This window comes from Bradyrhizobium sp. WBOS08 (assembly GCF_024585125.1).
GTDB lineage: Bacteria > Pseudomonadota > Alphaproteobacteria > Rhizobiales > Xanthobacteraceae > Bradyrhizobium > Bradyrhizobium japonicum_B.
In genome coordinates this window covers 1,485,626-1,506,439 of sequence record NZ_CP028988.1, presented here as the reverse complement: position 1 = coordinate 1,506,439, position 20,814 = coordinate 1,485,626, and the positions used below count along the sequence as shown (strand labels likewise).

The following is a 20,814-nucleotide window of genomic DNA, read 5'->3' as shown; positions in this document are numbered from 1 at the left end:
AATCTTCTCAAATCAGCAAAGAAATCATTGCGAGTATGCAACTTTGGCGTGTGCTGTCGCCCGACACCCACGCCATGTTCCCATGGTGCCGCAACGGCCCGCAATGAATGGCCGTCCATTTGCGCTCGTTTCCGGCCTGGCTCGCCCTGCATTTTCAGCCGCCGTGGCTACCGGGCAACATGTTGCATTGCGGCGGGGCAGGCCGGAAGGCCCGTGTCCGCTGGGGGAGGGGCTCCCGAGTCCAGGCGGCGCGCCGATCGCTGATGATGCCGCGCGGCGCGATTATTGCGGGGGCTTAATGCGTCGATGGACGTTCCCGCAGCGGCTCAGGCGATCTCGAGCGTGCGCTTGAAATAGGCGATCGTCTCCTTCAGCCCGTCCTCGAGCGCGACCTTCGGCTCCCAGTTCAGCAGCGCCTTGGCCTTGGCGAGGTCGGGCTGGCGCTGGCGCGGATCGTCCTGCGGCAGCGGCTTGAACACCAGCTTGGAACGCGAGCCCGTGAGCTTGATCACCTTCTCGGCGAGTTCGCGGATCGTGAACTCGGAATTGTTGCCGATATTGATCGGGCCGGTGATGTCTTCCGCAGTTGCCATCAACCGCATGATGGCCTCGACCAGATCGTCGACATAGCAGAACGAGCGGGTCTGTCCGCCGTCGCCGAACACGGTGATCGGCTCGCCCTTGAGAGCCTGGACGATGAAGGACGACACCACGCGGCCGTCATTGGGCTGCATGCGGGGGCCGTAGGTGTTGAAGATGCGCGCGACCTTGATCGGCAGGCCGTGCTGGCGCCAATAGTCGAAGAACAGGGTCTCGGCGCAGCGCTTGCCCTCGTCGTAGCAGGAGCGGATGCCGATCGGATTGACGTTGCCCCAGTAATCCTCGGTCTGAGGATGGATCAGCGGGTCGCCATAGACTTCGCTGGTCGAGGCCTGGAAGATGCGCGCCTTGAGCCGCTTGGCGAGCCCCAGCATGTTGATGGCGCCGTGCACCGAGGTCTTGGTGGTCTGCACGGGGTCGCGCTGGTAGTGGATCGGCGAGGCCGGGCAGGCCAGGTTGAAGATGGCGTCGACCTCGATGTAGAGCGGGAAGGTGACGTCGTGCCGGACGGCCTCGAACAGCGGATTTGCGATCAGATGGGCGATGTTGCGCCGGCTGCCCGTGAAATAATTGTCGGCGGACACCACCTCGGCCCCGGTCTCAAGCAGTCGTTCGCAGAGGTGCGATCCGATGAACCCGGCTCCCCCGGTCACGAGGATGCGGCTGTTCCTGTAGTTTTCAAACGGCATGATCGATTCCAGGTTGTTCGCGACGGGGAGCGGCTGAGTGGTATCGGCAACGGCCGGACTCGCCAATAGCCAAATGCCTTGGAGTGAGGTATCTAAACACCTCTACTGTGCATGGGGTTGTTTCCGCACTTTTTAGGGGGCGGGTGCGCCGGGCTGCCCGGCGATCAGCTTAGAATTCCCGCCGCTTCAACCAGGCCCGTGCCCCCCAATGGCCGAAACACCAGGCCGATCGGACCAGGGAGAGGTGCTCGACATTGCGGTAGATCTGCCAGACCCATTTTGCCGACCGCACCGGGCGGCTGGAGACGGAGGAGCCCCTGACGCGGTAGCGCGCCAGATCCTCGTTGAGGCCGTAGGCGGTGTGACCGCGCTGGAGGATTGAGAGCCACAGGCAGAAATCGTCATAGCCCTCGTTCTTCATCGCGATGGGGCCGGCGATCTCACGGTCGACCATCGCCGTCAGCGTCGCGATCGCGGTGTTCTTCAGGAGCTGGTCGTAGGTCAGCGAGGCCGGCACCTCGATCAGCCGTCCGGTGACGGTGTTGGTTTCGTTGATGCGCCGGAAGGCGGTGTAGCTGAGCGCGGCCTGCTTCTCCTTCGCGAAGGCAAGCTGCCGCTCCAGCTTCTCGGGCAGCCACAGATCGTCGCTGTCGAGGAAAGCGAGATAGCGGCCTTGTGCGGCGTCGATCGACGCCTGGCGCGCCAGCGCCGGGCCGCCGTTCCTGGCCTGCCGGATCAGCTTGACGCGCGGGTCGCGCTCGCCGATGGCGGCGATGATCGCCGGCGTCTTGTCGGTCGAGCAGTCGTCGGCGATCAAGAGCTCCCAATCGGCGAATGTCTGGCTCTGCACCGAGCCGATCGTCTCCTCGATCAGGCCTTCGACGTTCCAGGACGGTGTGATGATCGAGACGAGCGGCATGATGGGTCCGTTCAGTTCACGCGGGCCGGCTCGGCGATTGCCGTGCGCAAGGAGGCCGCAAACGTGTCGAGCAGCTTGGGATCGCTGATATAGAGCTCGCCCGGATAAGACTGGCGCCAGGCGGACTCGAAATAGGGCGCGCCCTTGGCCGGATCGAAAGACCCGGCGGAGAGCGCCTCGCGCAGCCGGGCAGGTACGTCGGCCAGACGATCGACCGCATATACCAGCGGACAGGAGCGGTAGAACGCATCGCCCATCACCACGACCGGCTTGCCGAGCAGCAGCGCTTCGGCACCCGACTTGCTGTTGACGGAGATGACGGCATCGGCACGATTGAGCACGGTGTAATTGTTGGTCTGCGGCGGCAGCAGCACGAAATTGTCGAACCGGCGCGCCAGCTCGAAAAGGCGGTCGGCAGAGATCGCACCGATCTGGGCGGGGTGCTCCTTCACCACCAGCACATGCGAGTCCGGGATCGTCCGCAGCAGGAAGTCGACGGTCGCGACCTGGTCGAGATAGTCCGGCGAGCGCAGCGTCAGCGCCATGTCGGCCGGGACGTGGAACGGATAATAGACGAAGGGCGCCTCGGGCATCGGCCTGTAGAGCTTGCGCAGCCGCGTCGCGTTGAGCGCCATCGCGGCGTGCACGCGGGCGTGACGCAGATTGTGCCCGAACTCCTGGTGCTTGCCGAGTGCGAACTGGTCCCACAGCTTCTCGCCGAGACGGCGGGCATTGCGCAGGTTCACGACCTTCTTGAAGGCTGCGGAATAATGATGCTGGTCCTTCTTGGGGATGACGATCGCGCGCTGCGTCAGCGTGTCGTCCAGATAGGCGCGCACCTCCGAAGACACGGCGTCCGCCGGCGCCGGCATCACGTCGGGTGCGCCGAGCGTGTCGGGCGTGAAGTACATGCGGCCGCGGAAGAAAGAGGGCTCGATGAACCAGTTGCGAATGTTGCGGCGCTTGGCGGCGTAGAAGCTCGCGAGCACCGAGAGAAAGCCGCCCAGCTCCTGCACCAGCTCGGCGCGCTTGCCTTGCCGCTCCAGCCGGTCGAGCACCGCCTCCATCGCGTTGGCATAGATCATGAAACGCCGGCGCAGCGCGGCGGTGTCGCGAATGCCGAAGGTGAAGCGCTCGTGGCTGAACAGGAAATTGGTGCCGTCGAGCCCGTAGGATGCGACGCGCGCGTCGAACGCGCCGCGATCGTCGGGTGAGGGGCCGGCCTTGAGGCCCTCGCGGTACATGTTCGTGACCGGCACGCCCTCCGCAGTCGACATCTCCGCGCTGCGATCGTCGAAGGCAAGCAACTCGACGTCATGACCTGCCGCGCGCAATCGCTGCGCGACCGGAATCCAGAACCGGGTCTGGTATTCGGCAAGCGTGGTGATGAGAATGGTCTTTGCAGATGCTACCATGGCTCTACTTGGCGTGTTCGATCGCAATGCTCGCGAGCGGCAGGCCCGTCGTCGCGCAATGCGCGCGTCTTGCCGTGAATCGAGACGGACTCGCCTGATCGTGAGCGGCGATGCGCTGGAGCAGGGACTGGACGAAGGGCGGCGCGATCCGTTTGTCGCGCCGGGCCGGATTAAACTGGCTGCGTAGCCGCTCGGTGACCGCCGAGCCGAGCGCGGCGCTGGCGGCGCCCTTGACGATCTGACCAAGGCTCGGCTTGGCACGCGTTCCCTTTACCGTGGCAAGCAGCGAGACGTAGGGACGGTGCGAGCTCGTCGTCCCGATCAGAACATCGGCGACGCGTCCGGCGGCTTTTCCGTCGTTGAGATGGAAGAAGGCCTCGATATCGGCGGCGTGAACGCGGGCGAAATCGAAGGTCTCGGTCTCGCGCTCGATATCATCGACCGCGGCGAGCAGCTCCTCGAACGAGGCAACCTGCCGGCTGACGCGCGTGGGCAACGCGGCGTGGCCTGCCGTGGTCGGGGTGTTCAAATATTCGAGCTGGAGCGGCAGCTTTCCGAGCAATACCGATTCCACGGCCGTTCCGCAGTTGAGATGGATGACCGCGGCCGCATTGCGGATGCGGTCGAGCACGCTGCCGGTGCCGTCGATCAGGACGTTGGCGTGGCGCGAAAGCGCATTGCGATAGACGTCCTCGCGCTCGAAGGGGTGCGGACGCACCAGAATGTTGCGGTCGGGCCGCGCTGCGGCGAGCCGGTCGATCTCGGCGAGATAGTTGGCGAAGACCTGCTTCAGATCCGCGATGAAGCGGTCGACATAGGCGCCATCCCAGCCGGCCCGCACCATCGCCTCGCGCTCGCCGCCCGGCTTGTCGGTAAAGCGCGAATTGACCAGCGGAAAGTTGGCGTTGACGAGCAGATAGCCTTGCGGCTCGCCGTCGAGCAGCGCGCGCCAGCGTGGGGCTGCGAAGTCGAAGCGCGGACATCCGGTGAGATGAAGCTGCTCCGGCTTCATGGTTTCGGCTGCGAGGAAGGCGTCGTGCAGCCGGCTTCCCCAGAAGAAATAGCCCGCCAGTATGTCGGCGTAGCCGCTGGCTTTGATGTGGGCGGCCATCGCCGGAGGCGAGTTGCCGCCCTTTTCTGCCAGCACGCCGCCTTCGGTGTCGAGCACGTAGAGCGCGAGACCCGCTCTGGCAAAGCTGCGCATCAGGTCGAGATTGACGGGACGTGCGTAGTTGACGACCAGTGCGTCGAGTCCAAGACGCGGGACATCGACGGCCTGCTCGTACATCGGCACCAGCGCGACGGCGGCGCCGCGCCGGGCGAGCTGATAGCCGAGCATGACTGCGCCCGGCAGGTCACGCTTGGGGTGATCGACCACCAGGCCTATGCGCACCGTTCGCGTCTCCTCGTGCCGATCAAAACGCTCATCGATCTCCTGAGCAAGGTGGTGCCAATCACGAAGCTAGGTCTGTGTCCAGCCGAAGCGATGGCCGAGTTCCGCGAAGACCGCCCGTTGCCGGTCTTCCAGAACGAGAAAATACTGAATGGCCCAGCTCACCACGCAGAACGCGGCAATCGCCAGCCCGAGTCCCCAGAAACCGTCGATTGCCAAACGGTCTGCAAGCTCAAATAGCAGCAGCCCCAGGACCGCGAGAATGGCAACTTGGGCGAGAAGTGCTCTAACGAGGCGGTAGGAGTCAAGGTGCAACCCGCGGCTCACGGCGCTGATCTGCAGCGGTAGAATGACGACGTTCCCAACCACCTGACCAAGGATCAGCGCTCGTTCGTCGAACAGGCGCAGGGTCGCAACCGCCACCACGGTCCATACTGCCAGTTGGTAGATCATGAGCCGGTTCAAACGCGCCTGCACGTCTGTTCGGGTGAGGAACATGACGTTGCCGAAGGCCAGATACTGAGCGCAGATCGGCACCAGAAAGCTCAGACCCATCCAGAGCGCGTAGGCAGTCATCTGCGATCCGATCCATACCTGCATGATTTCGCGCGACAGCACGGCGGCCGCGACCAGCGGCGGCACCGTGAACATGGGCAGGATGATGAGGCCGAATTCACCAAGGCGTTGGAACGCCACGGCGTTACCGCGCTCGTCCAGGCGGCTTGCCACCGGCAGCAAGGCGGACGTGAGCAGTCCAACGACGACCTTGGATACGCGAGGCAGCCGAACCAGGGTATCGTACACCCCGACACCCTTGGGTCCGAACAGAAGGCCGACCAGGAAAGGCTGAATCGGCAAAGCCAAGCCGCCCGTCAGCTTGCCCTGCGCGAACAGCGCGCAGCGGTGGAACAGATCGCGCCGGATCGGTGCGTCCCAAAGCGCGAGCCTGACCTTGCGCACGACGGCGACAAAGGCGGCAACGAACACCAGACACGCCCGCATCAAGGTGCTCGCAAGATAGATATAGGCCACCAGTTCGAACGAGGACCCGGACCTTGCAGCCCAAATGGTGCAGGCGACGTAGACGATCGTGGAGGTCACTTCTGCCAGCCGCAGCACGTTGTAGCGCTCGAAGCCCTTCACGATGCCTTCCCAGACAAGTGCGGGGATCAGGACCAGATTGGCCAGTGCCGTGTAGCGCAAAATATCGGAAAACCTGTCGGCGTGAGCGGTATCGACGCGGAGCGCGATCGTCAGGTAGGGCGCGCTGATCCAAATCGCGACTGCGAGCAGCCCTCCGAGAACGGCGGCCATCACAGTGAGTAACGCTAGCTGTTGGCCCGCGAGGCGCCAATTGCGATGCTCGCGCGCCCGCGCGATCGCTTGCGTCGTGACTTCGGCGAGACCGAGATCGAGCAGCCCCATCATGCCGCTTGGCAGCAGGATGCGCGCCATCACGATGAGGCCGAATTCGGCCACACCCCAGGTCCGGATGATGACGGGGATGACCACCAAGCCGAGCACCGCAGCAATGCCGAAGGCTGCGCTCGATATCAGCGTATTCCGGATCAACTGGTTGAGCATGCGTCGCCGCTCACCATGCACTCAGGCCGCCATCGACCGCGATGTTCTGACCGGTGATATAGGACGCTGCATCGGAGACCAGGAACAGAATGGCTCCGACCATTTCATCGGACTTGGCCATGCGACCGAGCGGAATTCGGGCACCATAGCGCGCCTTGAAGGTCTCGTTCTGGCCGCTCTCCACGCCGCCCGGGGTGAGGGTATTGACGCGAACGCCTTTCGCCGCCCAGTAGGTCGCCAGGTGCTTGGTGAGGCCGATGACGCCGGCTTTGGACGCCGTGTAGACCGCGGGGGTGTTGATGGCGCGGCCGAGATATTCGGAGCCTTCGTAGATGCGCTGGTCGGGCGCCATCAGGCCGTAGATCGAGGCGGTCTGCACGATGGCGCCATAGCCGCGCTCGGCCATCCGGCCGCCGAACACCTGCGCGACGTTGAACATGCCGTCCAGGTTGACCGCCATGATCTCGCGCCAGGTGTCCTGGGAAAATTTCTCGACGGGCGCAAAGAAGGCATCGACGTCGCGGGTCTTGCTGGCGGCGTTGTTGAGCAGGATCGAGACCGGCCCGAGATCGGCCTCTATCGCATCGGCCGTGGTGCGGACGGAGCCGGGCTCGGTGATGTCGCAGCCATAGCCCCTGGCTCGGACGGCGTGGCGTGACGTGACGTCGGCGGCCGCCGCATCGGTCGCAGCCTGATCGAGATCGACGATCGCGACATTGGCGCCGAACTCGGCGAGGCCTTCGGCGAAGCGCCGGCCGAGGATGCCGCATCCGCCGGTGACGACGGCCGTGCGGCCGGTCAGATCGAACAGAGCCTTGAAGCTCGTGGTCATCGCTTGGGCCTCCTCAGGCCGACAGTCGTTGGCGCAGCAACAGTTCCACCAGCGCGAAATCGAGATCGGAATCGATGTCGATCGAGCGCTCTTCCGGCATCTCGAACAGACGCGTGTCGGGATAGAACACTGCCGGCTGCGCCAGGAACGGCGCGACACGCCAGACATAGATCGACGCGTTCATGTCGAAGCAGCGCGGCGCGTCCTGCCGGCGCGTGATCGGAGGATCGGCGGCTTTGGAAAGGCCGACGCTGCCATCGCTGCGCTGCTCGACCAGGTTGAAATAGGGCGAGCGGCGCGCCGGCGCGCCGGTGATGACGTTGCGCGCGCCGCTCTCGCGCAGCAGTGCCACGGCGCCGGCAATGTCGGAGGCCAGCCGGAGCGGCGAGGTGACATCGAGATCGACGAAGATCTCCGGCGTCGTGCCCGTTTGCGCAATGGCCTGCTCGAGGCAGTGGCGGATCGCCGGCAGCTTCGGCGCGGCGTCGGTCGCCATCTCGTCGGGACGCTTGACCGCGATGTCGGCACCGGCCTTCAGCGCCGCGTCGAGCAGCGCGTCGGAATCGCTGCTGAAGGCGATCGCATCGAACAAGCCGGTCTCGCGCGCCTGCGCGATGCTCCACGCCAGCACGGGCTTGCCCAGGAGATCGCGCGCATTCTTGCCGACGACCCCTTTCGAGCCTCCCCGCGCGCAGATGGTACAGAGCAGACTCATGGCGAAATCCAGGTCTTGGTGCGCATAGCCCGCTCGCTGGCGTCGATCAGATGGACGACACCGAGCGCCTCGGGCAGCGAGCATATGGGCGCCGCGCCGTGCATCGCCGCGACATGCATGTCGCGATAGCTCTGGTCGCGTTCGCTTGGGATCTCGGTCGTCTTGCCGTTGACCGTGAGGCGGCTGCCGACGAGGTCGGCCTCGATGGTGTCGTCGTCGACATTGACGCGAATGCGGCGGATGCCCTGCCGGTCGAGGTAGTCCATATGGACGTGGACCGACGGCGCCCGCTGCATATCGAGCAGCAGGTCGAGGTGGTCGTCGACGTCGATGTCGCGCGCGCCGGATGCGCCTCCGAGCGCCGCCACGCGATGCCACGGCCCGAACAGCCACAGCAGATAATCCAGTTCGTGGCTGAGATCCCGCAGCACGCCGCCTCCGGAATCAACCGTGGCGGATGCGGTCGCGCGATGATCGCGGCCGGGCCGCCAGTCCCTGATGTCCTGGCCGACATAGGCGGCGACCGTGATCACGTCGCGCCCGTGCAGTCGTTCGGCCAGCGCCGTCATGACGGGGTGAAAGCGCAGATTGTATCCGACGCTGACATGGGCAAACGGATATTTCGGGGCAGGGGCCGGTGTCGCGAACAGTGGCTTTTCGACAAGGACTTTGCCAGCGAAGCCGGCCTGCGCGAGCTCTTGCAGATCCGCCGCATGGCGCGCGGTCTCGGTGGCGATCACCACGTAGTCCGGATGCGCCGCCACGATGGCTTGCGCGATCGACCTGTAGTCGCCGCCTTCGCGGCGGCTGACGGTCGCGACCTCCAGGCCGAGCTCGCGCAGGATGCGCGCATGCCTTGTGCCGATCGAGCCGAGGCCAACCACGACGGCTTTTGTCGAGGTCACGGGAAGACCTCGTGAAACTCCGCATGAGCCTGCTCGAAATCCTCCAGGCGGCCGATGTCGAGCCAGTATTCCCGAATGGGATAGACCGCGACCCGTCCCTTGTCGGCAATCACCCGCTCCAGCACCGTCGGCATGTCGATGCTGACGCCGGGCGTAACATGGCTGAAGACGGACCGGCCGATCACATAGATACCGGCGCTGACGAACCAGCTCTCGGTCGGCTTCTCGCGGATGGCATCGAGAAAGCCGTCCGACGTGGACACCACGCCATAGGGGACGTGGACCTTGTGCTCGCGTACGGCCATCGTCGCCGCCGCCGGCGTTGCGTTGTGGAAGTCGAGCAGGGCCCCGTAGTTGATCGTGGTGAGGATATCGCCATTGGTGACGATCATCGGCAGGTCCGGCGGCGTCCTGAACAGTCCCAGCGCGCCTGCAGTCCCCAGGCGTTCGGTTTCGTGGATGTACTGGATGTTGGCGCCGAAGGCGGCGCCGTCGGCAAAGTAGTCCTTGATCGTCTCTGCCTTGTAGTTGACCGAGATGAAGATGTTGCCGAAGCCCTGCTGCACGACGTTGCGGACGATCGTCTCGAGCAGCGGTCGGCCGCCGACATTGAGCATCGGCTTCGGCACGTCGCGCGTCAACGCGCCCAGGCGCTCGCCGAGGCCGCCCGCCATGATCAGGACGGGGTTCGGATAGTGAGCCGGCTCGAGCAGCTCATCGAGCGTCTCGACCACGACCAGATGGCCGCCCTCATCGACAAGCGGGAGCTGCTTGATCGACTTCTGCCGCATCAGCTGCAGGCGCTCCTCGCGCGGCAGCGTCGCCGGAACCGACACCGGCGTGCGGTTCATGATGTCGGTCGCAAGGCCGGTGAGCGGCACACCCCGCAGCAGCCCGCGCCTCACGTCACCGTCGGTAACCACGCCGAGCAGTCGATTCTGGTCGTCGAGCACGAGCGCGATCTGAATGCTTCCGCTCTCGATGGCAGCAATGGCCTCGCCCACGGTCGCCCGCGTTCCAACGACGGCCTTACGCCAGGATTTCATGGCAATCTGCCTCGTTTACGCCAGATATTGGGGGGCGGCCCACGGCTGAGCCTGCTATATCGCGGCTGCGAGAGGCGGCGTCAACCCCAACGGCACCCCCTGAACAGCTCCGTTGACCTCGGCGTTTCGAGGGTCCGAATCGACGGTTTGAAGACCCGCTGTCCCCCGTTAAGATCGTCCGGCGCAGGGGAATCGCGATGGATGATCTCATCATCATAGGCGGCGGCGAGCATGCCTTCATGGTCTGCGAAGCGGCGCTGTTGTCCGGCCAGTTCAAGGTCGTCGGCTTCCTCGATCGGCAGCCCGGAACGCTGGGCGACGTCAGTTATCTCGGAACCGACGAGGCCGCGCGCGAGTATCCGGATGCCGCCTTCGTGCTCGGAATCGGATCGATGCAGGCGGGGCCCGCACGCCGGCAGATGATCGGCCGCATGCCGGTCAAGCGCTGGGCGCCCGTGATTCATCCGCGCGCGATCGTCTCGCCGTCAGCCATGATCGGCGCAGGCACCGTCATCATGCCGGGCGCGATCGTCAACGCACGAAGCCGGATCGGCGATCACTGCATCATCAATTCCGCTGTCGTCGTCGAGCACGACGTGCGAATCGGCGATTGCACGCATTTGTCGCCTGGAACCGTGGTCGGTGGAGGCACTCGGATCGGCGAGAATTGCTTCATCGGTCTCGGTAGCCGGGTGAGGGATCACATCGCGATCGGAGACGACACGCTGGTCGCGATGGGATCGGTGGTCACGGCTCCATGCCCGCCTGGGTCCGTCCTGCGCGGCGTTCCGGCAAGACCGCAAGGCTAGACCGGGTCGTCCGGCTCGAGCGCGCGCGGCGCGACCGTTCCGACCAGCGACCAATAGTCGATCGGCGGCCGGCCGCCGCCGGGCCGCTTGGCAGTGATGTCGGCGGGGCCGATGGTCTCGCCAGCCTTCAGCGCACGCGCCGCAACGATGCTCTTGCGCGCCACAGGAACGTTCCTGATCTCGGACTCCTTTGGCGATTTCACGCCGTCGCCGAGCGCGCTCTCGACATTGCGGATTGCGGCGACCATGCGCCTGAAATCGTCCGGCTCGAGCGAGGCAGCGTGATCGGGGCCTTGCGCCTTGCGGTCGAGCGTCAGGTGCTTTTCGATGACCGTCGCGCCGAGCGCGACGGCAGCCACCGAAACCTCGAAACCATCGGTGTGATCGGAATACCCGACTGGAAGCTGGAACGCGGTCTGCATTGTCGCCATCGCCGCGAGGTTCACGTCACCGATGGGGCAGGGATACTCGGTCGTGCAATGGAGCAGGATGACGTGCCGTGCGAGCGCCGTGCGCGCGGCCGGATCGCGCCACGCCGCGCGGAAGGCGGCGATGCCGGGTGGGGCATCGGATGGGCCGTAGCCATGCGCGAGGACGCCCAGCGCCTCCTCGATCTCGCCGAGCGTCGCCATGCCCGTCGATAGGATCAGCGTCGCGCCGGCGCTCGCCGCCGCATGCAGCAGCGGCGCATTGGTGAGATCGCCCGATCCGATCTTGATGCGCGGCAGTCTCAGCGACAGCAAGAAGGCGAGCGAAGCGTCGTCGAACGGCGTCGACAGGAATTCGATGCCGCGCTCCGTGGCTCGTTCGATCAGCGTGCGATGCGCGGCCTGCGGCAGCTCGAGTCGTTCCAGCATGGCAAGCTGGCTCTCGGCGTCATCGGTGGTACGCTGCTGATAGTCGGCCTTCTTCGCCGCGCCGCCCGCCAGTGCCTTCGCGTTGAAAGTCTGGAACTTGACGATGTCGGCGCCGGCGTCGGCGGCGGCGTCGACCAGCGCCAGCGCCTTCTCCAGGCTTCCGTCGTGATTGACGCCCGCTTCCGCGATGATCAGCGTGTGCGGGGTCATGCCTGCACTCCGCTTGGCGCAAGCTCGTAGAAGCCCTTTGCAAGCAGCTGCCGGAAATCCGGGATGCCGGCGACGATATCGGCAAATCGTCGGCTGGACTCGCCGTCGCCGTAAGGGTTGACGGTGGCCTGACGGCCGCGCTGGAGCGCCGCCGCAATGGCGCCGGCAATGGCGCCGCGTTCGGGCGCTGCGTGAAACACCGAGGCCGCGCGCGCGCGTCCCTTCTGACGGTCGCCGATATCGACCGTGGGAACGCCGAAGGAGGGCGCTTCGAGCACGCCGCTCGAGGAATTACCGATCACCACGTCGACCTGGTTCATCAGGCTGAGATAGCGAAGCTGGCCGAGTGAGGCGACCGCCATCGTGTTCGGTCGGCCGGCCGCGAAAGCCTCGATCCGGGCGTTCAAGGCGCGGCCCTCGGCGTCGGCATTCGCGAGCGTGAACACGAAACGAAAGGCGGGATCGAGCGTCGAGAGCGCCGCGAACAATTCGTCCAGCTCGGCCACCGAGCGCCCGGCTTCGACCGTGACCGGGTGAAACGTGATGAGCGCGTTGCGTTCGCCCAGCGGCATCCCGATCGCACGGCTGATGCCGTCGCGGTCCATCAGATCGAGTTGCTTGATGGCGTCGATGCCGACCGAGCCGATGGTGTGGATACGGGACGGGTGCTCGCCGAGTTGCATCACTCGCCGCGCCGAGTCCTGATTGCTGGTGAAATGCAGGTGCGACATCTTGCTGATGGCATGGCGCGTGGACTCGTCGACCGCGCCCTCGGTGACGTCGCCGCCGAACAGATGCGCCATCGGCAGCCGCATGAACATCGCAGCCTGCGCGGCTGCGAACATCTCGAAACGGTCGCCGAGCACGACGACGAGATCCGGCTGTAGCTGTGTGAAGGTATCGGCAAAGCCGATGACGCCGAGGCCGACCGATTTCGCGACGCCGGCGCCGGTGTCGCTGCTCAGCAGCGTCTCGACGCGCGCGTCGACCTCGAATCCTTCGTGGCCGATCGCGCTGAAGGTGTAGCCGAACTCCGGCGCGAAATGCATGCCGGTGGCGACGAGCTGAAGTGTCAATCCGGGCGTTTCCCGGATCGCGCGCATCGGCCAGACCAGCAGGCCGAAATCGGCACGGCTGCCGGTGACGAAGCAGATCTTTCGCGCGCCACTATTCATCGCGGGCCCTGATGCTGGCGCTGCTGGGCAGGTTGATCAGGCGGCGCTCGATGGATTCGGCCGTCGAAAGGTCGCCGCGCGGGCTCTGTGCGAACATCGGCAGCTTGTGCATCAACGTCCAGACCGGGCGCGCCCCGAAGCCGGCGTCGTTGAGCGCGGCGAGAAGGTCGTCGCGCCTGTCGGCATACGCCTCGTCGAGCAGGATAGCGTTGAGCCAGTAATTGCTCGTCGTGCCCGCGGGCTCGCGCGAGAAGCGCGCGCCGGGCACATCCGCAAAGACGCGCTCATAGGCCGCAGCCAACTTCCGCTTGCTTGCCAAGAATCCGTCGAGCTGCTCCAGCTGCGCGCAGCCGAGCGCCGCGTTCAAGTTGGGCAGCCGGTAGTTGAAGCCGATCTCGTCGTGGACGAAGGCCCATTTGTGCGGCAATTTCGCCGTCGTCGTCAGGTGCTTGGCGCGGCGGCCGAGTTCCTCGTCATTGGTCAGGATGGCGCCCCCGCCGCCCGTGGTGACGATCTTGTTGCCGTTGAAGCTGAGTGCTGCAAGGCGTGCCTGTGATCCGACCGCGCGACCCTTGTAGGTCGATCCCAGCGATTCGGCGGCATCTTCGACCAGCGCGATGTTCCAATCTTTTGCAAGTGCGGCAATCGCGTCGAGATCGACGGGATGGCCGAAGGTGTGCATCGGAGCGATCGCCGCGATGCGGCGGCCGGTCTCGCGGTTGATGGTGCCGGTTGCAGTCTTCTGCGCGATCGCGTCGAGCCGCACCGCGAGTGCGCGCGCGTCCATGCCGAGCGTTTCGAGTGAGCTGTCGACGAAATGCGGTGTCGCACCACAATAGGCGATCGCATTCGTCGTCGCGATGAAAGTCAGCGCCGGCGAGATGACCTCGTCGCCGGGTTCGACGCCGGCGAGCCTGAAGCAGGCGTGCAGCGCGGCCGTGCCGTTGACGACGGCGACCGCGCGCTTGGCGCCGGTGATCTCCTCGAGCATGCGCTCGAACCGATCGACGAAGGGGCCGACCGAGGAGACGTAGGTGCTCTTGATGCACTCTTCGAGGTAGGCGATCTCGTTGCCGGCGAACACCGGTTCGTGCAGCCCGAGAATGCCGTTCGGCGTTCCCACCGCGCGTCGCACGGCATCGACGATCTTTTCCTGGTCGAAGCCTGACCTTGTCACGGGACCGTCCACCATTGTCTCAGACATTGTACAAGTCAGCCTTGTAGCGGCTGAGGTTTGCAGGATTGGTGAACCAGTTCACCGTCTTGATCATACCCTGCCGCATACCCTCGATGCCGCCGAATTCTGGGCTCCAGCCGAGCTGCTGGCGGGCCTTGGAATTGTCGGCCCAGAGCCGCTCGACCTCGCTGTTGGCGGGGCGCAGGCGCACTTCGTCGGTCTCGATTTCGATCGTGGTCCCCATGACATCGGCGATCATCTGCGCGGTCGCGCCGACCGAGATCTCAAAGCCGCTGCCGAGATTGATGGTCTGGCCGACGACCTGTTCCGCGGGCGCGGTGAGGCCCGAGATCAGGCCGCGTGCGGTGTCGGTGACGAAGGAGAAATCGCGCGTCGGGCTGACGGCCCCGAGACGGATTTTCCGCTTGCCCGTCGCGATCTGGCTGATGATCGTCGGGATCACTGCGCGCGCCGATTGCCGCGGGCCGAATGTGTTGAACGGACGGATCACAACGACGGGCATGTCGAAGGATGCCTGGAACGACAGTGCCATCTGATCTGAGGCGATCTTCGATGCCGAGTAGGGCGACTGCCCGACCAGCGGATGGCTCTCCTTGATCGGAACCGTCTGCGCCGTGCCGTAGACCTCGCTGGTCGAGGTTTGAACGAAGCGCCGCACGCCGGCCGTGCGCGCGGCCTGGAGCACGTTCACGGTGCCGCGCACATTGGTCTCGACATAGGAATCGGGCGCGACATAGGAAAAGGGGATGGCGATCAGCGCCGCCAGGTGCAGGACGTCGGTGCAGCCGCCGGCGGCCGCGATCATGAAATGCGGGTCGCGAATGTCGCCAGCCACCACCTCCACCGACGCCATGATGTCGGCCGGTATCGTGTCGAGCCAGCCCCACGAGTTGAAGGAATTGTAATAGACGACCGCCTTGACGCGGGCTCCGGCTTTCACCAGTTCCTCGACGACATGCGAACCGATGAAGCCGTCGCTTCCGGTAACGAGGACGCGGGCGTCCTTCAGATCTGCCATGCCGGACCCCAAAAGGCGATTACGCCAATATTCGCAACAAGATGGCGCTATAGCACACTGACGCTCGCGCGCAACAGAGCAGCGCTCGGCGGCTGTCAAATGTCCGGGGATGCAGCGTTTTTTGCGCGCCTAAGGCCCGTCGATCGGTCTCAGGCGCTGTTTCACGAAAGCCTCCAGATTTCCGCCCTCGAACAAGTATCCTGCGAGGCCGGCCGCCCGCGCCGCTTCCATATCGCTTTCCTTGTCCCCGATCACCATGCTGCGCGTCATGTCGATCGGAAAGCGCCGGGCGAGATCGGTGATCATGCCGGGCGCCGGCTTGCGCCGGTCGCTCACACGACAGTAGCGCGCGACGCTTCCGTCGGGGTGATCGGGACAGTATTCGAAGGCATCGATATGCGCGCCGATTTCTGCCATCTGGTCTGCCATCCAGCGGTGCAGAGCGACGACGTGGTGCTCCTCGTAGTAGCCGCGTGCGACGCCGGACTGATTGGTGATGACGAAGGCAAAATAACCGGCATCGTTCACGGCCTTTACGGCCTCGCGTGCGCCCTCGATCCAGTCGAACTTGTGCGTTTCGAACGTGTATCCAGCATCGTGGTTGAGCACGCCGTCGCGATCGAAGAACACGGCCGGCCGCTGCAGTTGCCGGCGCAATTCGCGATCGGCGCGAGCGAAATCGTCGGGAATGCCGATGTCGATGAAGTAGCCGCGATAGGCCGTGCCGCGCAGCGCGCCGGACTTGGCGAGGCCGGGGAATATTTCCTGCTCGAGCGAGGCGGGAAGCGTCGCGATGTCGTCGAGAACGGACTTGTCGATGACGTAGATCCCGGCATTGACCGGCCCGGTGGCCCCCGCACCCGGGGCGATGAAGTCGCGCACCACGTCGCCATCGAGCACGACGCGGCCGTAGCGGTCCCCGACGACGCCGTCCCGCAACGCCATGTGAACGCGACCGTCATGCGCACGGGCGATCAGATCGAGCAGGTTGAAGTCGAACAGGGAATCTCCATTCAGCAACAGGAAGCGATCGTGCAGCAAGTCGCGCGCATGCACGAGCGCGCCGCCGGTGCCGAGCGGCTCCGTTTCACGGGACACGACGATTCGCGTCCGCCCCCTGGCGGCTGCCGCGTAGTGCGTCTCGACGATCTCGGCCTTGTGGCCCGCCAGCAGGAGGATTTCATCGAACACGCCATAGCGCACGAGCTCGTCGATCAGCGTGTCGAGAAACGGTCGTCCGCCGACGTCGAGCATCGGCTTCGGAACGAGCTTGGTTCGCTCACCCAGCCGGGTACCCAGCCCGCCGACGAGGATCACGGCCTGTCTCAGCATGATATGCCCTTCTGCCGGCGTGCACGCCGGAGCGCAACGCCGATCTGAGACGATAGGAGGATCAAGGTCTCGTTCACTTCAATTCACGCGAGCAGGGAGTGCGAACGACGATTGCCTGCTTGTTGGCAAACAACACTCGAAACCGGCTGGCGCGTAACGCTTCGGCGAGAGCAGGCTCAATCGGCTCGGTGGGCGGAAAATAGTTGAGACGGCGATCGTTCGCGAGCCGCGTCCACTCGATGGTCCGTGGCGTGATGATCGCAACGACGTTCCAATCGTCGTCCTTCGGCTCCGGAATGTTCTGGAGTGTGTCGAACGACGGCGGAGGCAGTTCCGGAGCGGTTGTCGGCCCGCCGCGGATGGTCCGCAGGAATCCGCGGTATGGCTCGATCCTATATATCTGGAAGAAGGCGTCCGCATTGATTGGGCCAATCAGAGACATGGCCAGTCTGCACGCATTCGCGACGCCTTGACCTTCTCCCGCCGGCTCAAGGATGGCGCGCAGAATTGATTTTGCCCGCTGCGCGAGTATTGCGTTGACGGTGTCCAGATTGGAGAACAAATAGGCCGCTGGAGCGCCCGTCAATGCCTGGACTATGCCCAACGTATAGGGGTCGGAGAGAAGAATTCCCTTTTTGAGATTGGTGCGGAGCCAGTGGGCGACTTCAAGGTCGTTGGCATTGTAATGCGAAACGACCGCGGCCCGGTCTGGAGGCGCGCCATAGCTGTAGTTTTTGAGAATGCCGGACAAACCGGCCTTGTCGACGGCCACGCCCAACCCCACGACACCCACCAGACTGCAAATGTAGATCGGTCTCGATCGCGAAAGGGTCAATAGCGCAAGCATCACGAGCAGCCCAACGCCTGCGATTTCCGTTGGTCGCAGGAACCCCTGATATTGCGCAAAAGGCAGGTCTGGCCGCCAGGCAAAACCGTAGATCGCAACCACGAGAATGGTCGCAAGCAGCGCAACCGCCGCCGCAACCAGGGTCCGCCGATATCGCGAGGACGGGGCGGAATCGACCAACAACTGGCAAAAGGTCTCGGTCGCCGCGATCGTGAAGAGCGACACGAGGATCGCGCCGGTTCGATACAGAAAAGGGAACCCCGAGAGAATAGCGACGCTCAGACCGCAGCCGGCAATCCAGGACCACACGAGTATGGGGAAGCCTTCGGCTTGGCGCTCGATTGCACCCGAGCGATCACGACGGGCAGGTCGGGTCATCCACCACCATGCAATGCCCAGTGTGATGCAGATGGAGAAGAGCGGACCTATTGCCCGTCCGAGCTCGATAGTGGCGATCTGCGGTCCGGAGCCCAGGGACAGCTCGTCACCCACCTGGATCCTTCGGCCCAGAACCAGTTCCGTAATCGAGGAGAACGTCTCGTTGGTGCTCAGCGACGGGATATAGCCGAAGCGCGTTCCCGCAACGCAGAGGACGATTGCAGCGATGATCAGGGGCAAGCCAAAGGAAAGGAATCGAAGGACCGCGATGCCGGGCGCCGGCCAAGCGGAGATCATCCGGACAATGGCAAGATAGAGAAGCCAGCTGACCAGAACGGTTGGAACGAACAGATAGGAGCCGCGATGCGCAAGCAGCAACGTCGCCGGCCAGATGCAACCGAGAAGGAGAGGTGCTGCATATTCCGTGGTGCCGCTCATGATCCTGAGCAGAAGTAGCAAGGCCACGAGTAGCGCGAGCATGAGTGTGTTGTTGTTGACGGCGAAAGCGAGCAGCAGCGTCGCGATGGTGCCGACGATCAGCAGCAGGACGAAACGCGCCGACGGACCGTTTGCATTCCGATTGGAATTGCCCATCAGCACGCCGAGAAACACGACGCTGCCGGCGACGGCCAGGCTGCCGTTCGTCATCAAGGCGACCGTGTTGCCCGTCGCCGCGAAGAAGAAGGCGATCCATCTTCGTGAAGACGTGGAATAGATGCCTTGCACGAAGGCATAGGACGCCAACAGGAAGAACAGGACCGAGAAGAAGCGGTAGGTCCAACTGAACCGCAGGAGATCCAGGCCGAGCGTTCCGGCCAGGGCGCCGGAGAGCGCCGAGCGGAGATCGACATAGGATTGGGCTGCGTAGGGATTGAGAATGCCGCTGTCGGCGTATTCTTGCGCAGTCTTCATCCAGTGAACGTCTGCGCCGATGTCCGCATAGGGGAAGTTGGAAAATGCGCCGAAGGTCCACCACCATGTGATGAGGGCAATGGGGAGCGACAGCATGCACCAAATCGCCGCCGTGCGGATGTCGCCGACGACTGGACGCCAGTTGGGCCACGACCAGGCCAGTCCGAAGCAGGACAATGCAACGATGATCGCAAGGTGAAGCCAAATATTGCTTACGAGAACCGATAACAATCCGAACAGGATGCCCGTTGCAGACGCGCCGATGGTCAGCCCGAGAGTGACGAACTGGGCCTTGGTGAGCTGGCAAATTTCGACGAATCTCGTTGACGCAATGGCCAGAATCGAAAAGCCGGTGCCGAGCTGGATCAGGAAGAACAGGAACGTCAGGACAAGTGTGGTCGTCCACATCGCGAGATCTCTACAATGAGCTTTGGCCAAGCGACCGGGAAATGGAGATCGTCAGTTCCTTTCGATGGATCGGGCCGGGCGGCAAACGACCAGCGAGCCTAGCGCAAACGATCCTGTTCGGAGAAGTCTCTGAAGTATGGTGCCAGTCGTTTCAGGATCAGCTGCTCCGGCGGCCGGCGGTCGGGTTTGGTTGATGAGCAGTTGAAACCCCGCCTCGCTTAAGAGCTGCAGATGTTCGCGATGATGCAGGCGCAACGTTGCAGGGCATCGCGCAGGTCTTTGCCCTGGATGCATTCGACAGCATGCCGAACGCTCGTGCCGTTGTCTGCCCGCGCACGTCAGCGCTTCCCTGGCGGAATGGACGCCGTGATCGGAGTGAAGCTGACGGGCAGTCGTTGAAACACGGCGCGGGTCCATCAAAAAAGGCCGATGTTCCGGCCAATTTCAGGCAGGTATCTAATCAACCAGGTGGATTCGGTCATACGGGAGCCGTAGCGGCAATGCAAGGATTTCAAGGCAGGTGGAATCGCCAACAGAGTCGGGAGCAGGGGGATCTTCGCCGGCCGCCCGCGCCGCTACGGAGCACTGGCGTCCCTTGAGCACGACGAGAGGGAGGCCGGCGGGCTGTGTTTCGGCGCGCGACGCCGTTCCGGTTGATTCCCCCCTCGGCCCGGCGTAAAGAAACCTGGAATTGCGGCGGCGTTTTAGCATGCGGGCAAGGACATCGCGTATGATTTGTGCAAGGCCATTGGCCGGTTCGGCCTGTGCCGATCTGTTGCTCTCCCGCCGAGTCTTGTCGAATGCCCGGTGAATTGCTGATTGGCGAGGCCGTTGCGAGAGGCTATCCGCCTGCTGTGCTGTATCTGCGCAACGACGCGACTGTCACCACGGAAGTCTGCGCGTTCAACTACTTCTCGGTCTTCATGAAGGATCATCCGGAGGTGGACGCTCATGTCTGGTTCTTCGACGGAGCGGGCAAGCCGGCTGGATATTTCCACAGGGAACTCGGGGTTGACGGGCAGTTGCAATTGCAGACGTCGGAGCTGTGCCCCCGCATTTCGGGAACGGTCGCGATGACCCTGGTTCCGAAACACGAGACCAAGCTTCGTCCCGGACGGAAGGTGACCACCGGCTACTACGCACAATATTTCTCGCAGCACGGGGCGATCACGTTGTCGCACGAGCGCGAGCCCGTCGCGGCAACGCCGTTTCCGACCTCTGCCTGGATGCAATCCTACCTCACGCGATTCCTGAGGGAGTCCGGTGTGGTGCTCGTGAACTCCTGCATGGCGTCCGAAGGCGTCTCGGTGGGGACGGCCCGGCTCATGGCCCTGGACGGCACCACATTGGGCGAGCGTGTGCTGCCGGAAATTGCGCCGATGGGCGCAGCCCGCATCAGCACGCTGGACCTCTTCCCGGAGGCCGATCGACTGATCGGCGCGGCCGAGGGATTCGCCCTGGAGTTCAAGGGCACCAACATCGCCAGCCCGTTCAGCTACTATGAATTTGCCAACGGCAAGTTCAGCTTGCATCATTTTTAGGGGCGCGTTCGTGACTCGTTTCTCATCCAGT

17 protein-coding genes are annotated in these 20,814 nt (G+C 64.1%); 2 read left to right on the top strand and 15 right to left on the bottom strand.

Going from position 1 to position 20,814, the window contains the following annotated elements; genetic code table 11:
* Window positions 1–326: 326 nt before the first annotated feature.
* The 9 genes from DCM80_RS07305 to DCM80_RS07265 all read right to left on the bottom strand — a co-directional run bounded on the left by DCM80_RS07305 (window position 327) and on the right by DCM80_RS07265 (window position 10,098).
* The gene (locus DCM80_RS07305) at window positions 327–1,289 is read right to left on the bottom strand and encodes a UDP-glucuronic acid decarboxylase family protein (RefSeq protein WP_257196369.1); all 963 of its coding nucleotides are present in this window, start codon (window positions 1,287–1,289) and stop codon (window positions 327–329) included.
* A gap of 169 nt (window positions 1,290–1,458) precedes the next feature.
* A complete protein-coding gene (locus DCM80_RS07300) occupies window positions 1,459–2,208 on the bottom strand; it encodes a glycosyltransferase family 2 protein (protein WP_257196368.1) in 750 nt (249 codons plus the stop codon).
* 11 nt (window positions 2,209–2,219) lie between these two features.
* Window positions 2,220–3,623 carry a capsule biosynthesis protein gene (locus DCM80_RS07295; protein WP_257196367.1) on the bottom strand — a complete coding sequence of 468 codons (1,404 nt, stop codon included), beginning with the start codon at window positions 3,621–3,623 and terminating at the stop codon, window positions 2,220–2,222.
* Between the two features lie 4 nt (window positions 3,624–3,627).
* Entirely contained in the window at window positions 3,628–5,016 is a 1,389-nt protein-coding gene (locus DCM80_RS07290; protein WP_257196366.1) for a surface carbohydrate biosynthesis protein, read from the bottom strand.
* 69 nt (window positions 5,017–5,085) lie between these two features.
* On the bottom strand, window positions 5,086–6,600 hold the full coding sequence (locus DCM80_RS07285; RefSeq protein WP_257196365.1) for a lipopolysaccharide biosynthesis protein: 1,515 nt from the start codon (window positions 6,598–6,600) through the stop codon (window positions 5,086–5,088).
* 10 nt (window positions 6,601–6,610) lie between these two features.
* The gene (locus DCM80_RS07280; RefSeq protein ID WP_257196364.1) at window positions 6,611–7,432 is read right to left on the bottom strand and encodes an SDR family oxidoreductase; all 822 of its coding nucleotides are present in this window, start codon (window positions 7,430–7,432) and stop codon (window positions 6,611–6,613) included.
* 13 nt (window positions 7,433–7,445) lie between these two features.
* Complete coding sequence (locus DCM80_RS07275; protein ID WP_257196363.1) at window positions 7,446–8,147, bottom strand: acylneuraminate cytidylyltransferase family protein; 702 nt, start codon at window positions 8,145–8,147, stop codon at window positions 7,446–7,448.
* Complete coding sequence (locus tag DCM80_RS07270) at window positions 8,144–9,052, bottom strand: Gfo/Idh/MocA family protein (RefSeq protein WP_257196362.1); 909 nt, start codon at window positions 9,050–9,052, stop codon at window positions 8,144–8,146. The genes DCM80_RS07275 and DCM80_RS07270 overlap by 4 nt, the downstream gene beginning before the upstream one ends.
* Entirely contained in the window at window positions 9,049–10,098 is a 1,050-nt protein-coding gene (locus DCM80_RS07265) for a nucleotidyltransferase family protein (protein ID WP_257196361.1), read from the bottom strand. The genes DCM80_RS07270 and DCM80_RS07265 overlap by 4 nt, the downstream gene beginning before the upstream one ends.
* A gap of 197 nt (window positions 10,099–10,295) precedes the next feature.
* Here DCM80_RS07265 and DCM80_RS07260 point away from each other — a divergent pair, with 197 nt between their 5' ends.
* Window positions 10,296–10,907, top strand: a complete 612-nt coding sequence (locus DCM80_RS07260) for an acetyltransferase (protein ID WP_257196360.1) — start codon at window positions 10,296–10,298, stop codon at window positions 10,905–10,907.
* On the opposite strand, the gene neuB is transcribed toward DCM80_RS07260, so the two are convergent.
* From neuB to DCM80_RS07230, 6 genes are all read right to left on the bottom strand, one after another.
* Entirely contained in the window at window positions 10,904–11,974 is a 1,071-nt protein-coding gene (gene neuB, locus DCM80_RS07255; RefSeq protein WP_257196359.1) for an N-acetylneuraminate synthase, read from the bottom strand. The two genes, DCM80_RS07260 and neuB, sit on opposite strands and share 4 nt — an antisense overlap.
* On the bottom strand, window positions 11,971–13,149 hold the full coding sequence (gene neuC / locus DCM80_RS07250) for a UDP-N-acetylglucosamine 2-epimerase (RefSeq protein ID WP_257196358.1): 1,179 nt from the start codon (window positions 13,147–13,149) through the stop codon (window positions 11,971–11,973). The genes neuB and neuC overlap by 4 nt, the downstream gene beginning before the upstream one ends.
* On the bottom strand, window positions 13,142–14,326 hold the full coding sequence (locus tag DCM80_RS07245) for a LegC family aminotransferase (RefSeq protein ID WP_257196357.1): 1,185 nt from the start codon (window positions 14,324–14,326) through the stop codon (window positions 13,142–13,144). The genes neuC and DCM80_RS07245 overlap by 8 nt, the downstream gene beginning before the upstream one ends.
* 19 nt (window positions 14,327–14,345) lie before the next feature.
* Complete coding sequence (locus DCM80_RS07240) at window positions 14,346–15,365, bottom strand: NAD-dependent 4,6-dehydratase LegB (protein WP_257196356.1); 1,020 nt, start codon at window positions 15,363–15,365, stop codon at window positions 14,346–14,348.
* A gap of 129 nt (window positions 15,366–15,494) precedes the next feature.
* On the bottom strand, window positions 15,495–16,697 hold the full coding sequence (locus DCM80_RS07235) for an HAD-IIIA family hydrolase (protein WP_257196355.1): 1,203 nt from the start codon (window positions 16,695–16,697) through the stop codon (window positions 15,495–15,497).
* Between the two features lie 73 nt (window positions 16,698–16,770).
* Window positions 16,771–19,242 (bottom strand): hypothetical protein, encoded by a 2,472-nt coding sequence (locus tag DCM80_RS07230; protein WP_257196353.1) that lies wholly within the window; start codon window positions 19,240–19,242, stop codon window positions 16,771–16,773.
* A gap of 854 nt (window positions 19,243–20,096) precedes the next feature.
* On the opposite strand from DCM80_RS07230, the gene DCM80_RS07225 reads away from it, so the two are divergent.
* On the top strand, window positions 20,097–20,783 hold the full coding sequence (locus tag DCM80_RS07225) for a hypothetical protein (RefSeq protein ID WP_257196352.1): 687 nt from the start codon (window positions 20,097–20,099) through the stop codon (window positions 20,781–20,783).
* Window positions 20,784–20,814 lie beyond the last annotated feature (31 nt).

Bases quoted from the DNA above. Each gene is read 5' to 3' on its own strand.
- neuB (WP_257196359.1), bottom strand. From the start codon at position 11,974: ATGACCCCGCACACGCTGATCATCGCGGAAGCGGGCGTCAATCACGAC.
- DCM80_RS07280 (WP_257196364.1), bottom strand. From the start codon at position 7,432: ATGACCACGAGCTTCAAGGCTCTGTTCGATCTGACCGGCCGCACGGCC.
- DCM80_RS07230 (WP_257196353.1), bottom strand. From the start codon at position 19,242: ATGTGGACGACCACACTTGTCCTGACGTTCCTGTTCTTCCTGATCCAG.
- DCM80_RS07265 (WP_257196361.1), bottom strand. From the start codon at position 10,098: ATGAAATCCTGGCGTAAGGCCGTCGTTGGAACGCGGGCGACCGTGGGC.
- neuC (WP_257196358.1), bottom strand. From the start codon at position 13,149: ATGAATAGTGGCGCGCGAAAGATCTGCTTCGTCACCGGCAGCCGTGCC.
- DCM80_RS07275 (WP_257196363.1), bottom strand. From the start codon at position 8,147: ATGAGTCTGCTCTGTACCATCTGCGCGCGGGGAGGCTCGAAAGGGGTC.
- DCM80_RS07240 (WP_257196356.1), bottom strand. From the start codon at position 15,365: ATGGCAGATCTGAAGGACGCCCGCGTCCTCGTTACCGGAAGCGACGGC.
- DCM80_RS07235 (WP_257196355.1), bottom strand. From the start codon at position 16,697: ATGCTGAGACAGGCCGTGATCCTCGTCGGCGGGCTGGGTACCCGGCTG.
- DCM80_RS07295 (WP_257196367.1), bottom strand. From the start codon at position 3,623: ATGGTAGCATCTGCAAAGACCATTCTCATCACCACGCTTGCCGAATAC.
- DCM80_RS07300 (WP_257196368.1), bottom strand. From the start codon at position 2,208: ATGCCGCTCGTCTCGATCATCACACCGTCCTGGAACGTCGAAGGCCTG.
- DCM80_RS07260 (WP_257196360.1), top strand. From the start codon at position 10,296: ATGGATGATCTCATCATCATAGGCGGCGGCGAGCATGCCTTCATGGTC.
- DCM80_RS07285 (WP_257196365.1), bottom strand. From the start codon at position 6,600: ATGCTCAACCAGTTGATCCGGAATACGCTGATATCGAGCGCAGCCTTC.
- DCM80_RS07305 (WP_257196369.1), bottom strand. From the start codon at position 1,289: ATGCCGTTTGAAAACTACAGGAACAGCCGCATCCTCGTGACCGGGGGA.